At 69.9% G+C, this 15,519-nt stretch carries 11 protein-coding genes; 4 read left to right on the top strand and 7 right to left on the bottom strand.

Annotated elements, in window-relative coordinates; all coding sequences use genetic code 11:
• Positions 1 to 164: 164 nt before the first annotated feature.
• The 6 genes from PCA_RS14565 to PCA_RS14585 form a co-directional block, all read right to left on the bottom strand.
• Complete coding sequence (locus tag PCA_RS14565) at positions 165 to 1,973, bottom strand: aspartyl protease family protein (protein ID WP_181303343.1); 1,809 nt, start codon at positions 1,971 to 1,973, stop codon at positions 165 to 167.
• A gap of 92 nt (positions 1,974 to 2,065) precedes the next feature.
• On the bottom strand, positions 2,066 to 2,953 hold the full coding sequence (locus PCA_RS14570) for a cytochrome c oxidase subunit 3 (RefSeq protein WP_181303344.1): 888 nt from the start codon (positions 2,951 to 2,953) through the stop codon (positions 2,066 to 2,068).
• Between the two features lie 79 nt (positions 2,954 to 3,032).
• On the bottom strand, positions 3,033 to 3,167 hold the full coding sequence (locus tag PCA_RS17685; protein ID WP_255436889.1) for a hypothetical protein: 135 nt from the start codon (positions 3,165 to 3,167) through the stop codon (positions 3,033 to 3,035).
• Between the two features lie 15 nt (positions 3,168 to 3,182).
• The gene (ctaD, locus tag PCA_RS14575; protein WP_181303345.1) at positions 3,183 to 4,826 is read right to left on the bottom strand and encodes a cytochrome c oxidase subunit I; all 1,644 of its coding nucleotides are present in this window, start codon (positions 4,824 to 4,826) and stop codon (positions 3,183 to 3,185) included.
• Positions 4,827 to 4,940: 114 nt separating this feature from the next.
• Positions 4,941 to 5,801 (bottom strand): cytochrome c oxidase subunit II, encoded by an 861-nt coding sequence (gene coxB, locus PCA_RS14580; RefSeq protein ID WP_255436896.1) that lies wholly within the window; start codon positions 5,799 to 5,801, stop codon positions 4,941 to 4,943.
• Between the two features lie 143 nt (positions 5,802 to 5,944).
• Positions 5,945 to 6,433: a DUF2244 domain-containing protein gene (locus tag PCA_RS14585; protein ID WP_219918846.1), complete on the bottom strand. Its 489-nt coding sequence runs from the start codon at positions 6,431 to 6,433 to the stop codon at positions 5,945 to 5,947.
• Positions 6,434 to 6,625: 192 nt separating this feature from the next.
• On the opposite strand from PCA_RS14585, the gene putA reads away from it, so the two are divergent.
• The gene (gene putA / locus PCA_RS14590; protein ID WP_181303347.1) at positions 6,626 to 9,814 is read left to right on the top strand and encodes a bifunctional proline dehydrogenase/L-glutamate gamma-semialdehyde dehydrogenase PutA; all 3,189 of its coding nucleotides are present in this window, start codon (positions 6,626 to 6,628) and stop codon (positions 9,812 to 9,814) included.
• 138 nt (positions 9,815 to 9,952) lie between these two features.
• Positions 9,953 to 11,368: a coniferyl aldehyde dehydrogenase gene (locus PCA_RS14595; RefSeq protein ID WP_181303348.1), complete on the top strand. Its 1,416-nt coding sequence runs from the start codon at positions 9,953 to 9,955 to the stop codon at positions 11,366 to 11,368.
• Positions 11,369 to 11,452: 84 nt separating this feature from the next.
• On the opposite strand, the gene PCA_RS14600 is transcribed toward PCA_RS14595, so the two are convergent.
• Positions 11,453 to 12,955, bottom strand: coding sequence for an outer membrane protein transport protein (locus PCA_RS14600; protein WP_181303349.1), 1,503 nt, complete (start codon positions 12,953 to 12,955; stop codon positions 11,453 to 11,455).
• Positions 12,956 to 13,151: 196 nt separating this feature from the next.
• Between PCA_RS14600 and PCA_RS14605 the strand changes: the two genes are divergently transcribed.
• Together PCA_RS14605 and PCA_RS17690 are read left to right on the top strand one after the other, a co-directional pair.
• Positions 13,152 to 13,448, top strand: a complete 297-nt coding sequence (locus PCA_RS14605) for a YcgL domain-containing protein (protein WP_181303350.1) — start codon at positions 13,152 to 13,154, stop codon at positions 13,446 to 13,448.
• Between the two features lie 89 nt (positions 13,449 to 13,537).
• Positions 13,538 to 15,519: ankyrin repeat domain-containing protein (locus PCA_RS17690; protein WP_255436890.1), on the top strand; the 1,982-nt coding region annotated here is incomplete at its 3' end.

The raw sequence follows: 15,519 nt of genomic DNA on the forward strand, positions 1-15,519 counted from the left end.
GTAGCGGCCGCGGCGCGAACCGGCTCGCTGCTGCGCGGCAGATCGCGCTTCGATCCGGCCGGATCGCGCGGGCATGGTCACGAGTGCGCGCACGGCGCCCCTGCCGCCACCGACGATCGCCGCAACCCTCGTTTTTCCAGGACCCTTGCACCGGTACGAGAACGCTAGCCGGAAGGCTGGCCGGCGACCGGCGTCTGCGCCGGCGGCGCGGCGGGCGCCACCAGGCCGAACTTCGCGGCGCGCGCGTCTATGGTCTTGTCGATCGCCCGCGCCGCGGCCAGCTCGGCCTTGCCGGCGTCGACCTGGCCGCTGCGCGACTCGGCCAGGCCCAGGCCGTAATGCGACCACACCGCACGGGGCGCCTGCGCCAGCGCCTGCCGGTACGCCTTGATCGCCTCGGCGTCGTTGCCCATGCGCAGGTAGACCAGGCCCAGACTGTCCAGATACGGCGGCCGTTCGCCGTCGCGCCTGATCGCCTTGCGGCAATCGCGCAGCGCGTCGTCCAGCGACTGGTTCGCCAGCGCCAGCGCCCAGCAGCGTTCGTTCAGCGCGTTGCCCAGGGCGGCATCGGCGCCATGCGCGCGGATCCAATCGTTCAGCAGAGGCAGCGCCGCGGCCGGCTGGTCGGTAGCGATATAGAACGACGCGACGGAATACGACTGCATCGAACCGGGCGGCGCGAGCTGGCGCGCCGCCGCGATGTCCGCCGCGACCCCGGCGGTGTCCTTGCGGTCGTGGCGCAGCTGCGCACGCAGCAGCAGCGCCTCCAGGTTTTTCGGGTCCAGCCGCAACGCGGCGTCCAGATCGGCCAGCGCCGCATCGGCGTGCTGGTCGGCGACCAGGATGCGGGCGCGTATCAGGTGGTTGCCCGGGTTGTCCGGCGCCAGCCGCAGCGCCGCATCCAGGTCGGCACGCGCGCTCGCCAGTTCGCCGCGCGCCAGCCGCGCCTGGCCGCGCAGCGCGTAATCGGCGGCGGTCTTCGGGGCGCCGTCCTCCGCGCCCGCCGCCGCGTCCTCGTTCGCGCCGATCGACGCGGTGTCCAGCGCGAACACGCGGCCGCCGTTGTAGGTGAAGTACAGCTTCCCCTGGCTGTTCGCGATGTACATGTGGTGGGCCAGCATGAAATCGACGCCCAGCAGCATGTCGGTGGCGCCGCCGCCGATGTCGTCGTCCACCACCAGCATCTGGCTGTGCTGTATCGTTTCGGTGCCCACCGAGAACGATTCGATCGGCACGATCCAGCTCTGGTAGAGCTTCCTGCCGATGCCGCCGATGCGCCGGCCCTCCTTCACCGCCGGCCCGTTCAGATCGATGCCCACGCGCTCGGCGGCGCGCCGGCCCAGCATGGTGGCGGTGGCGCCGCTGTCCAGCAGGGCGCGCAGCTTCTTGCCGTTGATGACGACGTCGACGTAGCTGCGCCGGTCGCTGGAACCGGCGGGGTGCAGGTCGGCGACGTTGTAGTCGCGCCCGGTGGCCCAGTACGCCAGCGCGGACTTGCTGCAGCCGTCCGGCCTGAACAGCGTCGCCTTGCCCTGCGCCAGGTCGACTTCCAGATCCGCGAGATCCAGCAGGTTGGCGCCAAGCAGGCCCTCGCCGATGTCCGATCCGCCAACCAGGAACAGCACGTCGTGCAACTCGGTGCCGAGCACGCCGAAGTCCCGGATCTTCGCGACCTGGACATCGGCGCTGCCGCCGATGCCGCCCATGCGCAGGCCGAACGGCGCGGGATAGGGCCGCAGGCCCAGCGTCTGCGCGGTCGCGCGCGACATGAAGTTGAACGAGGCGCCGGTGTCGAGGATGAAGCGCGCGTCGGTGCCGTTGACCTTGATCCGGGTGGTGGCCCGCTCGCCGACCATCTCCACCGGCAGCGTGCCGTACCTGGCGAGCTTGCAACCGTCGGCCCGCGCGACGCCCGCGCAGGCAAGCAGTGCGCAGGCGCCCAGCCAGATCCGCCATGACGCATTCCGTGCCATCGTGCCTCCGCCATGAACGGCCGTGCCTGGAACCGGCGCGACACCGGACAGAACGGCGCAGCCCGGGAACCGGGCCGCGTGCCACCACGCGACTACAGGATGTAGACGAACAGGAACAGGCCCAGCCAGACCACGTCGACGAAGTGCCAGTACCAGGCCACCGCCTCGAAGCCGAAGTGGTGCTCCTTGCTGAAATGCCCCTTCAGCACGCGCAGCCAGATCACCGCCAGCATGATGGTGCCCAGCGTCACGTGCAGGCCGTGGAAACCGGTGAGCATGAAGAAGGTGGAACCGTAGACGCCGCTGTGCAGGGTCAGGTTCAGCTCCTTGTACGCCTCCATGTACTCGTGCGCCTGGAAGTACAGGAAGGTGGCGCCCAGCAGCACGGTGAGGCCCAGGAACAGCAGGATCTTGCCGCGGTGGCCCGCGCGCAGCGCGTGGTGCGCGATCGTCACGGTGACGCTGGAAGTGAGCAGGATCAGCGTGTTCAGCAGCGGCAGGCCCCACGCCTCCACCGTGCTGAAGGCGCCGCCGATGCGCATCGGGCCGTTGCCGCCCGCCGCGCCCCACGCGGCGCTGTAGTGGTCGTAGAGAAACTGGTGGGTGAGCACGCCATGGCCTTCGCCGCCCAGCCACGGAATCGAGAAGTTGCGGATGTAGAACAGCGCGCCGAAGAACGCGCCGAAGAACATCACCTCGGAGAAGATGAACCACATCATGCCCATGCGGAACGAGGTGTCCACCTGGGCGTTGTAGTGGCCGGCCAGCGACTCCTTGATCACCGAGTGGAACCAGCCGAAGAACATGCCGATGACGCCGATCGCGCCGATCGTGATCACCGTCTTGCCGAAGCCGGCCTCGCCGGGCTCGGCGTTCAGCCAGTGCGCCGCGCCGAACACGGTGAGGAACATGACCACGGCGGCCACGATGGGCCACTGGCTCTTGCTCGGTACGTAGTAGATGTCTTGCTGCTGGGACATGCCTGAGACTCCGTGGAGTTTCCCCGTGAGCGGCAAACGCCGCGACCACTTCACCGACGATGGCGACGAACCGCCACGATTACTTCATCAACAGGATCTGCGCGAACGAAAGCAGGTAGAACACGCCGACCACGATGGCCAGCACCGTCACGGTGCGCCGCACCCCGGTGCGGCGTTGCTGCGACTGTTGCCCGCAGGCGACGCGACTGGTCATGTGTTCCTGCTCCGCTCAATCGTCCGCGTGGCCGTGCGCCAGTTCCTCGTCGCGCACCACCGGCGGCACCGTGAAGCTGTGGTGCGGCGGCGGCGAGGACAGCGTCCACTCCAGCCCGCGCGCGCCTTCCCACACGCGGTCGGTGGCCTTCTTCTTCGAGAAGAACGCGCAGTGCACGATCACGCCCAGGAAGATCAGCTGCGAGGCGCCGAACAGGAAGCCGCCGATCGAGCTCATCATGTTGAAGTCGGCGAACGCCACGTTGTAGTCCGGGATGCGGCGCGGCATGCCGGCCAGGCCCAGGAAGTGCTGCGGGAAGAACAGCACGTTCACGAACACCACGCTGCACCAGAAGTGCACCTTGCCCCAGAACTCGTTGTACATGTGGCCGGTCCACTTCGGCAGCCAGTAGTAGGTGGCCGCCATGATCGCGAACGCCGCGCCGGTCACCAGCACGTAGTGGAAGTGCGCCACCACGAAGTAGGTGTCGTGGTACTGGAAGTCGGCCGGCACCAGCGCCAGCATCAGGCCGGAGAAGCCGCCGATGGTGAACAGGATCACGAACGCGATCGCGAACAGCATCGGCGTCTCGAACGTCATCGAGCCGCCCCACATCGTGGCCACCCAGTTGAACACCTTCACGCCCGTGGGCACCGCGATCAGCATCGTCGCGTACATGAAGAAGATGTCCGCGCCCAGCGGCAGGCCCACCGCGAACATGTGGTGCGCCCACACGATGAACGACAGGAAGGCGATGCAGGCGATCGCGTACACCATCGCGCGGTAGCCGAAGATCGGCTTGCGCGCGAACGTCGGGATCACTTCCGAGACGATCCCGAACGCGGGCAGGATCATGATGTACACCTCGGGGTGGCCGAAGAACCAGAACACGTGCTGGTACAGGACGGGGTCGCCGCCGCCGTGCGGGTTGAAGAAGCTGGTGCCGAAGTACTTGTCGGTGAGCAGCATGGTCACCGCGCCGGCCAGCACCGGCATCACCGCGATCAGCAGGAACGCGGTGATCAGCCAGCTCCACACGAACACCGGCATCTTCAGCAGGTCCATGCCGGGCGCGCGCATGTTGAGGATCGTGGCGATGATGTTGATCGCGCCCATGATCGAGCTGATGCCCATCAGGTGGATCGCGAACACCGCATAGGCCAGCGAGCCGGTCTGCAGCGACAGCGGCGGGCCGGCCGGCGGCTGGACGATGTACCCGCCGTACATCGTCCAGCCGCCGGCCGGCCCGCCGCCGGGCAGGAACAGCGTGGACAGCAGCAGCGCGAACGCGAACGGCAGGATCCAGAACGAGAGGTTGTTCATGCGCGGCAGCGCCATGTCCGGCGCGCCGATCATCAGCGGGATCATCCAGTTGCCGAGGCCGACGAAGGCCGGCATGATCGCGCCGAAGATCATCACCAGCGCATGCATGGTGGTCATCTCGTTGAAGAAGTAGGGCTGCACCAGCTGCAGGCCCGGCTTGAACAGCTCGGCGCGTATCACCATCGCGAAGCTGCCGCCGATGAAGAACATCGTCAGCGAGAAGATCAGGTAGAGCGTGCCGATGTCCTTGTGGTTGGTGGACATCACCCAGCGCTGGAAGAAACCCTGCGGTTCGTGATGGTCGTCGTGGAGATCGTGGGTGGCTTCGTGGGCCATGGCCTTGCACCTCTGCCTCAGTCTGTCGATGGCGCAACCGCGGGCGGCTGCTCTCCGGAATTCAGCGGCCGCACGGGCCGCAACGCATCATGGCTGCATTCGCGCAGCGGCGGTTCAACCCTTGCCGCCGGGCGCGGGCGGCGCCACCTGCGCGGTCGCGGGACCGTCCGCGGCGGCCGGCGCCGCGGACGCCTGCTCCTGCGCGGCCAGCCACTTCGCGAAGTCCTCCTGCGAGACCGCCTTCACCACGATGGGCATGAAGCCGTGGTCCTGGCCGCACAGCTCGGCGCACTGGCCGCGGTAGGTGCCGGCCTCGTTGATGTTGGTCCACGCGGTGTTGACGAGGCCGGGAATCGCATCCATCTTCCAGCCGAACGCCGGCACCCACCACGAGTGGATCACGTCGTCGCTGGTGATCACGAAACGGATCTTGGTGTGGATGGGCAGCACCAGCGGCTTGTCCACGTCCAGCAGGTAGGTGTTCTCGTCGCCGGTCTTCACCGCGTACGGGTCCATGCCCGAATCGAGCTGGCGGGTCTTGTCGCTCAGCGCGTCCAGCTTGGACATGTAGCCGACCTTGCTGACCGCCTTGCCCTGGTAGTCCACGTAGTCGTAGCGCCACTTCCACTGGTAGCCGGTGACCTTCACCGTCATCTGCGAGCCGGTGGTGTTCGCGAACGAGACCAGGCCGCCGGTGGACATCCACGCCAGCACCACCAGGATCACCACCGGGATCGCGGTCCAGATGATCTCGACCGTGGTGTTGTGCGCCCACTTCTCCGCCACCGCGCCGCGCGACTTGCGGAAGCGGAACATGGCGATGAACATCGCGCCGAACACCAGCAACCCGATCACCACGCACACGCCCAGCGCGACGTTGTTCAGGAAGTACGGCTCGCCGGACCAGGTGGTCACGCCGCGCTCCATGTTGAGCTGCCACGGCTTGGGGGCGGCCTGCGCAAGCCCGGCGGCCAGCGCCAGCACGAGGGCCGACGACGCCGCGACCGCACGCCTGATGCCGGTCGTCCTGCGGTGGCCGGGGCGGATGCGATCTCCGTGAGGCCCTGCCCGGTTCGTCCTGATGCTGCCAGATGTCATGCTTGCGCCCTTTGTTGAACCTATCCGCGCCGCCGGTCGTTGACCTGTTCCAGCAGCACCTTGAGTTTCCGCAACAGCTCGACCCGTTCCTGTTCGGCCAGGAACCCGCCGATTTCCAGCTCGCGCCCGTGCGAAGACAGCAGCAGGCGGCGACATCCATTTCCCCCTTCGTCCAGCCGCACGCGCACCCAGTGGGACTGGAAACGCGCGCGACGCCGGCCTGGCAGCGAATGCACCTCCAGCGACGTTTCGTCGAGGGTGATGCGCTCGCTGCGGTCGCCGGCCCGCCAAGCCACGCCCAGGGCGACAGCCACGGCGGTCGACTCGACCAGGGCGAACAGCGGAGCGAACACATTCCCCTGCCACGCGCCCAAGACGGCCGTCGTCAGCGCCAGCGCCACCAGAACCATGATGAGCCGACGCAGCCCGCGCCGGCTTAGCGTGCGATTGGGCCTGAGCCATATCGTCACGCGGGGCAAGCCGGCGGCGGCTGGTCGTAGCACGATCATGGAGATCCGGCGTGCCAAGAGCGGATCGATGATAGGTCGCGCGGGCGCAAGGGGCAAGAATGTCGCAGGGGCTTGAGCAGGGTCAGCCCTTCCGGCCGCACCCCGCACCTACCCGACGACGGCGCGAAACAGCGCGGCACACGGCGTACAATCCCGCGTTTCGTACGTCCATCCCACCACATCGGCTGCATCGTGACCCTGCCCATTCTCAGCCCCGAACTCCCCGCCGGCGCCGAACCGGCCCGCGCACGCATCACCGCCGCATGGCTGCGCGACGAGACCGAAGCGGTCAACGACCTGCTCGCCCAGGCCACCCTGCCGCCCGCCGAGCGCGAGCAGGTGATCGACCTCGCCGCCGGCCTGGTGACCCGCGTGCGGGCCCGCGCCGGGGACCAGAGCGCGGTCGAATCCTTCATGCGCCAGTACGACCTGTCCTCCGAGGAGGGCGTGCTGCTGATGTGCGTGGCCGAGGCGCTGCTGCGCATTCCGGACAAGGCCACCGCCGACAAGCTGATCCGCGACAAGCTGGGCGATGCGGACTGGAAGAAGCACCTGGGCCAGAGCGAATCGCTGTTCGTCAACGCCAGCACCTGGGGCCTGATGCTCACTGGCCGCCTGGTGAACCTGGCCGAGGAGACCCGCCGCGACTTCACCGGCGCGCTGAAGCGCCTCGCGGGCCGCGCGGGCGAGCCGGCGATCCGTCTCGCGGTGCGCCAGGCCATGCGCATCATGGGCCACCAGTTCGTGATGGGGCAGACCATCGACGAGGCGCTGGACCGCTGCGCGAAGAAGGAATACGCGGTGTACCGCTATTCCTACGACATGCTGGGCGAATCCGCACTCACCGCCGAGACCGCCGAGCGCTACCAGGAAGACTACCGCCGCGCCATCGGCCGCATCGGCGCGCGCGGCCCGTTCGCCAACCACACGGATGCGCCGTCGATCTCGGTGAAGCTGTCCGCGCTGCACCCGCGCTACGAGGTGGCCAGGCGCGAGGACGCGCGCCGCATGCTCACCGCCAAGCTGCTGGAGCTGTCGCAGCTGGCGATGAAGCAGGGCATCGCGCTGTCCGTCGACGCCGAGGAGGCCGACCGCCTCGAACTCTCGCTGGACATCATCGGCGACGTGTTCGCCCACCCCTCGCTGGCGGGCTGGAACGGCCTCGGCATCGTGGTGCAGGCCTACTCCAAGCGCACCCCGTTCGTGATCGACTGGCTGATCGAGACGGCACGTGCGGCAAATCGTCGCTGGTACGTGCGCCTGGTGAAGGGCGCCTACTGGGACGCCGAGATCAAGCGCGCGCAGGAACAGGGCCTGGCCGGCTACCCGCTGTACACGCGCAAGCCGAACACCGACGTCTCCTACCTCGCCTGCGCGCGCAAGCTGTTCGACGCCGGCAGCGAGCTGATCTACCCGCAGTTCGCCACCCACAACGCGCACAGCATCGCCGCCGTGCACCACATCGCGCGCGGCCGCCCGTTCGAGTTCCAGCGCCTGCACGGCATGGGCACCGACCTCTACGCCGAGGTGATCGGCCCAGAGAACCTCAACGTGCCCTGCCGCGTGTACGCGCCGGTGGGCACGCACGAGGACCTGCTGCCCTATCTGGTGCGCCGCCTGCTGGAAAACGGCGCCAACACCAGCTTCGTCAACCGCGTGGTGGACGAAAGCCTGCCGGTGCGCGAGCTGGTGGCCGACCCCTGCGAGACGGTGCGCCGCTTCGCCTCCATCCCCCATCCGCGCATCCCGCTGCCGGTCAACCTTTTCGGTGACAATTCTGCGCTTGCGCAGAATTCAAATCTGGTAACTCGGAAGAATTCCATGGGCATCAACTTCTCCAACGACAACGAACTGAAGGCCACCGCTGAAGCCGTCAACGCCAAGGCCGGCCCCTGGAACGCCGAGCCGCTGGTGCCCGGCGGCAAGGGCAACGGCCCGACGGTCACGGTGACCAACCCCGCCGACCGCCGCCAGGCCGTGGGCAGCTACGTCAGCGCCGACGCCGCGCTGGTGGACCGCGCGCTGGCGAACGCCGTCGCCGCCCAGCCCGACTGGGACCGCCTGCCCGCCGCCAGCCGCGCCGCGATCCTCGAGCACGCCGCCGAGCAGCTCGAGGCGCGCCGCGCCGAATTCATCGCGCTGTGCGTGCGCGAAGCCGGCAAGAGCCTGCCCGACGCCATCGCCGAGGTTCGCGAGGCCGCCGACTTCCTGCGCTACTACGCAACCATGGCGCGCCGCCTGTTCGGCCAGCCCGAGCAGCTGCCCGGTCCCACCGGCGAGAGCAACCAGCTGTTCCTCAACGGCCGCGGCGTGTTCGTCTGCATCAGCCCGTGGAACTTCCCGCTGGCGATCTTCCTGGGCCAGGTCTCCGCCGCGCTCGCCGCCGGCAACAGCGTGATCGCGAAGCCGGCCGAGCAGACCAGCCTGATCGGCCATGCCGCCGTGAAACTGCTGCACGAAGCCGGCGTGCCCGAGGCCGTGCTGCAGTTCCTGCCCGGCGACGGCGCCGTGGTCGGCGCGGCGCTCACCCGCGACCCGCGCGTGGCCGGCGTGGCCTTCACCGGCTCCACCGAGACCGCCTGGGCGATCAACCGCGCGCTCGCCGCGCGCAACGCGCCGATCGCCGCGCTGGTCGCCGAGACCGGCGGCCAGAACGCGATGATCGCCGACTCCTCCGCCCTGCCCGAGCAGATCGTCAAGGACGTGATCGCCTCGGCCTTCCAGTCCGCCGGCCAGCGCTGCTCGGCCGCGCGCGTGCTGTTCGTGCAGGAGGACATCGCCGACAAGGTGGTCGGCATGCTCGCCGGCGCGATGGCCGAGCTGAAGGTGGGCGACCCCGGCCAGCTTTCCACCGACGTGGGCCCGGTGATCGACGAGGACGCGAAGCAGATCCTGGTCGACCACGCCGCGCGCATGGACAAGGAGGCGAAGAAGATCGCCGAGGTGCCGCTGGACCCGGCCGCCACCGCGAACGGCACGTTCTTCGCGCCGCGCGCCTACGAGATCCCCGCGCTGTCCACGCTGACGCGCGAAGTGTTCGGCCCGGTGCTGCACGTGCTGCGCTGGAAGGGCAGCGAGCTGCCGCAGGTGGTCGAGCAGATCAACGCCACCGGCTACGGCCTCACCCTGGGCGTGCACAGCCGCATCGACGACACCGTGGAATACATCCGCAGCCACGCCCGCGTCGGCAACTGCTACGTCAACCGCAACCAGATCGGTGCGGTGGTCGGCGTGCAGCCGTTCGGCGGCGAAAGCCTGTCCGGCACCGGCCCCAAGGCCGGCGGCCCGCACTACCTGCTGCGCTTCGCCGGCGAGCGCACGCTCACCGTCAACACCACCGCCGCCGGCGGCAACGCCTCGCTGCTGACGATCGGCGAGTAGGTGCCCCACCGGAACGGCAGCCGAGCATCGCGTCGGCTGCCGTTCCGCAATGCCGGCCGCACGGGCAACGTGTGCTGACGGCTATACCGTCCATCGACGCAGCGTGCTAAGAATGGGCGACGCCCCACTGGCGAACGCATGATGGGCACCGGCGCTCCGAACCTCGACGATCAGCTGCAACGCCTGCGCGCCGCGCAGGCGGCCGACCCCATGCCCGCGTGGCCCGTGCGCGCGCAGCGGCTGCGCGCGCTGGAAACCATGCTGCGCGAACAGCACGACGCGTTCGCCGCGGCGATCCACGCCGATTTCGGCAATCGCCCGGTGGATGAGACCGACCTGCTGGAGTTCTTCGCCAGCCTGTCCGGGCTGCGCCACACGCTGCGCCACGGCCGCCGGTGGATGCGTCCGCGCCGCTCGCTCGCCGGCCTCGCCTTCCTGCCCGCGCGCAACGAGCTGCTGCCGCAGCCGCTGGGCGTGATCGGCATCATCGTGCCGTGGAACTACCCGCTCTACCTCGCGGTGGGCCCGCTGGTCGACGCGCTGGCCGCGGGCAACCGCGCCATGATCAAGATGAGCGAGTTCACGCCGCGCTTCTCTGCGCTGTTCGCCGAGCAGGTGGCGCGCCACTTCCGGCCGGACGAGGTCGTGGTGGTGACCGGAGACGCCGAGGTGGCGCGGGAATTCTCGACGCTGCCGTTCGACCACCTGCTGTTCACCGGCTCCACCGCCGTGGGCCGGCAAGTCATGCGCGCCGCCGCCGCGAACCTGACGCCGGTGACGCTGGAGCTGGGCGGCAAGTCGCCGGCGATCATCGGCCCCGGCGCGCGCTTCGAACACGCGGTGGAACGCATCCTGTTCGGCAAGCTGGTGAATGCCGGGCAGACCTGCGTCGCCCCCGACTACGTGCTGCTGCCGCGCGCGCGCATCGCGGATTTCATCGCGACCGCCCGCCGCGTGGCCGCACGCATGTACCCGCCTGCGGTGCAGGACGCGCAATGCACCAGCATTGCCTCCGACCGCCATTACCGGCGACTGGCCGCGCTGCGCGACGACGCCGTGGCCCGCGGCGCGCGCACGCATGCGCTGGGCGACGCCGGCGACGACCCGGCCTCGCGCCGCTTCGCCCCGCAGTTGCTCACCGAAGTCGACGACGGCATGGCGGTGATGCAGGAAGAGATCTTCGGCCCGCTGCTGCCGCTGCTGCCCTACGACACGCTGGACCAGGCGATCGCCTACGTGGCCGCGCATCCGCACCCGCTGGCGCTGTACGTGTTCGAGCAGGACCAGGCGCGGATCGACGGGCTGCTGGCGCGTACCGTGGCGGGCGGCGTCAGCGTCAACGACACCCTGTTCCACTTCGCCCAGCACGGCCTGCCGATCGGCGGCGTGGGCGCCTCCGGCATGGGCGGCTACCACGGCGAGGCTGGCTTCCGCACCTTCTCGCACTTCAAGCCGGTGTTCCGCCAGGCGCGCTGGAACGGCGCCGGCCTGCTCAACCCGCCCCACGGCCCGCGCTTCCGCCGCGTGCTGGACCTGCTGCTCAGGCGCGGCTGAGGCGCGCCGGCCGCCGGGAGCCACACCACGAAAAAGCCTCCCTGCAAGCAGGGAGGCTCCGGAAGGTTCCGCTCGCGGCGACGATCAGAACTTGTACTGCGCGGACAGGCTCAGCAGGTTGCCGTAGTCGTCGAAGCTGCCGCTCAGCACGTCGCCGGTCGCACTGTGGGCGCCGTTCATGCCCGCGTGGCTGACGAAGATGTGCGCGTACGAGGCGTTGATCTCGAAGTGCTCGCTGGCCTTGTAGCCGATGCCGAACGTGGCCATGTGGCGCGCCGCGTCGGGCACCCGCGGATCGCGGTTGCCGGCCTTCATCGGCGCCTGGTCGATCGACACGCCGGCGCGCAGCGTCAGCTTGTCGGTGGCGTAGTACTCGCCGCCCACCGAGGCGTACCACGTGTCGCGCCAGTTGAACGGCAACGTGGTGTTCGGCTGCCCCGGGTTCGCGTAGTTCAGGGTGAGCTGGCGCATCACGCTCCACTGCGTCCAGGCCAGGTCGAAGCCCAGGCCGAACTTGTCTTCCTGGTGCCAGTAGCTCAGCGTGGCCACCGCCGGGTTGGTCAGGCGGGCCTTGCCGGGGGTGCGCTGGAACGGCGGGATGCTGCCCGCCAGCGCCGGATTGGCCAGCAGCAGGTCATAGCCCTGCGTGGTGGTGAAATTCGCGGTGCCGTCGATGTCGTGCGTGATGCGCGAACGGTAGTCCAGGCCCACGCGATCCTTGGCGGTCGGCTTCCAGTACGCGCCCAGCTGCCAGCCCCAGGCCCAGCTGTTGCCCTTGACCTGGGCGAAGCCGTCGCTGCCCTGCGGCGTGGCCGCGGCCACGCCACCCGCAGCGGCCTGGCCCTGCGCTATGGCCGCCTGGATCATCCCGGCGCCCACCGAGGGCGGGATCTGGCCGGCGGCGATCGCCGCCTGGATCTGCGCCACCGCCGCCTGCGTCTTCGCCGCGATGCCCTGCTGCACGCTCAGGCCCACCGCGTTGAAGTTGATCGCGTTGGTGAGGTCGGCATTGGTGCGCTCGGCGATCGCGCTGGCGCCCACGCTCCACTGGTCGTTGATCTTGAACGAGGCCGACAGGGTGGCGTCGAACGACTGCAGCTTGGTCTTGATCGCGTCGTAGCGGCCCATCCAGTTGCGGTCGTACTCGGTCTGGAAGCCGAACGGCACGTCCAGCGCGAGGCCCAGGTTGACCCGGTCGCTGACCTTGGTGGAGATCGCCAGCGCGGGCACCGGCAGCGTGGTGCCGGCGTCGCCGCCGTTGCCGCCGCTGATCGGGCGGCCCAGCACGTCGTGCGCGCTGCCGCTGAACTTGGCGCTGAAATTGATCGCGGTGATGTCGGCCTGCATGTAGGTGCCGTCGAGGTCGCTCATCGCCGCCGGGTTGTTCGCCACCACCGACACGTCGCCGCCGGCCGTGGCGGAACCCGCATAGGCGCGGCCCAGACCCTTGGCGCTGTTCTCCTTCAGCTGGAAGGCGCTGGCGTGGGCCATGCCGGGCGCGACCAGGGCGCCCGCGACAGCCACGCTCAGGGCGGCAAGCGCCAACGGACGGGAGGCGCGCGAGAGGGACCGGAAAGACTTGTGCATCATGTGCTCCTGCGGATCATCGATACGGGTGGGTATGTCGCGTGCCTGACGGGTTCCACACGAAATTCATACGAGCGTTTAACATCGTTCCGCGGCACTGTGCCTGCTAGTGTCGGTGGTTGCAAGTGCTGGCGCAGCAATCCGCGGCGCGCCGTCGCGGCGATCCGGGCCCGCGCCCGCGAATGGAGGAAAGACCATGCAGTGCTTCGTATATGCCAGCCGCCGCAAACCCGACACCTATCTGTGGCTGGCCGAGCGCGACGATTTCGCCGTGCTGCCCGAACCGCTGCGCGGCATGCTGGGCGAACTCCGTTTCGCGCTGGAACTGCAGCTGGACGAACAGCGACGACTGCCGCGCGAGGACGCCAGGCACGTGCTCGGACACCTGCGCGAGCGCGGCTGGCATCTGCAACTGCCGCCCGACGCCGCGCTCGCCGGCGCCAACCATCCCGCCTACGGCGAAGCCCCGCGCCAGGCTTCGCAGGATCGCTGATCGATGTTGCGCCGCACGGTGCAGCACGATGGCCGTCGCGTTAACGCGAGGTTACCGTCTGGGTGCATGCCGATTCCTATACTGTCGGGATGACCCAACCCAAATCGCGCCGACGCCCTCCGCTCCTGCAGGCCCTCGCCTGGTTCGTTCCCGGACTGATCGCCGTGGCGCTCGCCGGCCTGGTCGCCCACCCGCTGACGCTGATCCCGCTGCTGCTGGCGAACGCGCTGACCATGGCCGCGGTGTGCCACGCGATCGGTTTCGATCCCGAGCCCAGCTTCACGCGCACCGTGCTGCGCCGGGGCGCGGCGCACCTGGTGATGTTCACCGCCTACGCGGTGATCGTGTTCGTGCTGGTGGCGTGGCCGATGCTGGCGCTGAGCCAGTCGCACAGCCTCGCCGCCACGCTGGCGCTGGCCGCCACCCTGGTGCTGGCGCTGGCCGTGCTGTGGCGGCCGTGGCCCGCGTTCGGCCTGGTGTTCGTGTGGGACGACGCCTATCCGGAGCAGCACGACGGTTCGTGGATCTTCACCGCCACCTTGCGCAGCCTGATGTTCGGGCGCCACCTCGCGCGCGAGGAGCGGTTCTTCACGCATTTCCTGCCGGCCGCGCTGTCCCTGCTGGTGCTGGCCTGGGGCGCCATCGCGCTCAGCGGCCTGTACGGCATGCTGCCGTCCGAGCTGCGCATCGCCGCGCTGGCGCTGTACGGCGTGCTGCTGCTGCCGCTGGGCTGCCTGGTCGTGGCCAACCGCACGCTGCGCACCTTGCTGTGCGCGCAGCACGACCGCCATCGCCAGCGCAGCGCCGCCGCGCCGGCCAGCGCCAGGGTCGCGGCGCCCGCGCCGAGCGCGACGCTGAGCGAACAGGAACGCACCGCGGGCACGCCGGAACAGGCGGCCGCGCTGCTCGCGGCCACCCGCGACGGCGACATCGAGCGCGCGCTGGCGCTGGTCGAGGCCGGCGCCGATCCGGCCACCGCACCGCCAGCCGGCGACCGCGACCAGCGCCCGGCGCTGATGCTCGCCGCGCTGCTGCCGGACACCCGCCTGCTGCGCGCGCTGATCGCCAAGGGCGCCGACGTCAACCGCGCCAGCGGCGGGCTCACCCCGTTGCTGGCCGCCACCCGCGACAGCTGGCATGGCCGCGCCGAGGCGGTGATGACGCTGCTGGCGAACGGCGCGAACCCGCTGGCGGCGGATGCCGAAGGCCGCACCGCGCTGCACGGCGCGGTACTCAGCGAGGAACCGATGGTGGCGGCGATGCTGCTGGACGCCGGCGCGCCGATCAACGCGCTGGACCAGGGCGGCGCCAGCCCGCTCGCGGTGGCCTGCCGGGCCGCGAACTGGCCGCTGGCGAAGTTCCTGCTGGAGCGCGGCGCGAAGCCCGCGCCGGCGAACGGCGAACCCGCCCTGATCGCCGCCGCCGGCATCGCCGACGACGACCCCACCGGCGTGAAGCTGCTGCTCAAGCACCGCGCCGCCGTGAACGCGGTGGACGCGCGCCACCGCAGCGCGCTGATCGCCGCTGCCGCCGAAGGCCACGAACAGATCGCCCGCGCGCTGTGCGCGGCGGGCGCGGACGCCTCCCTGGCCGACCGCCACGGCAGCACCGCGCTGATGGAGGCCGCGCGCGCCGGCGCCGTGGGCATCGTGCAGCGGCTCGCCGAAGTGCAGCCCGACGCGCGGGTGCGCGACAGCCACGGCCGCGACGCGCTAACGCTGGCCTGCCAGTCGCCGCGCGCGCACGCGGACACGGTGCGCGCGCTGCTCGCGCTGGGCGCCGAGCCGAAGACGCCCGGCAGCGACGGCCGCAGCGCGCTGGACCATGCCGCCGCCACCGGGCGCTGGGACCTGGTGGCGCTGCTCGATCCCGAGACGCCGCTGCCGGCCAGCCTCGGCGACGCGGCGATTTCTTCCGGCGCCGACACGCCGGCCCACCTGCTCGACGCGCTGCGCTTCGGCCACTGGGCGATCGTTTCCGGCTTCGCCGCGCGCGTGCGCGAGTGGCCGCAGTCGCAGCTCGCCCAGCTCTACCTCGATCTCGCCCAGCCCGGCCAGAGCCAGGCGCGACG

This window comes from Rhodanobacter sp. PCA2, assembly GCF_013620825.1.
Lineage (GTDB): Bacteria > Pseudomonadota > Gammaproteobacteria > Xanthomonadales > Rhodanobacteraceae > Rhodanobacter_A.

Excerpts from the sequence above, each read along its gene's own strand:
- PCA_RS14565 (WP_181303343.1), bottom strand. The coding sequence starts at position 1,973 with ATGGCACGGAATGCGTCATGGCGGATCTGGCTGGGCGCCTGCGCACTG.
- PCA_RS14570 (WP_181303344.1), bottom strand. The coding sequence starts at position 2,953 with ATGTCCCAGCAGCAAGACATCTACTACGTACCGAGCAAGAGCCAGTGG.
- PCA_RS17685 (WP_255436889.1), bottom strand. The coding sequence starts at position 3,167 with ATGACCAGTCGCGTCGCCTGCGGGCAACAGTCGCAGCAACGCCGCACC.
- ctaD (WP_181303345.1), bottom strand. The coding sequence starts at position 4,826 with ATGGCCCACGAAGCCACCCACGATCTCCACGACGACCATCACGAACCG.
- PCA_RS14585 (WP_219918846.1), bottom strand. The coding sequence starts at position 6,433 with ATGATCGTGCTACGACCAGCCGCCGCCGGCTTGCCCCGCGTGACGATA.
- PCA_RS14595 (WP_181303348.1), top strand. The coding sequence starts at position 9,953 with ATGATGGGCACCGGCGCTCCGAACCTCGACGATCAGCTGCAACGCCTG.
- PCA_RS14600 (WP_181303349.1), bottom strand. The coding sequence starts at position 12,955 with ATGCACAAGTCTTTCCGGTCCCTCTCGCGCGCCTCCCGTCCGTTGGCG.
- PCA_RS14605 (WP_181303350.1), top strand. The coding sequence starts at position 13,152 with ATGCAGTGCTTCGTATATGCCAGCCGCCGCAAACCCGACACCTATCTG.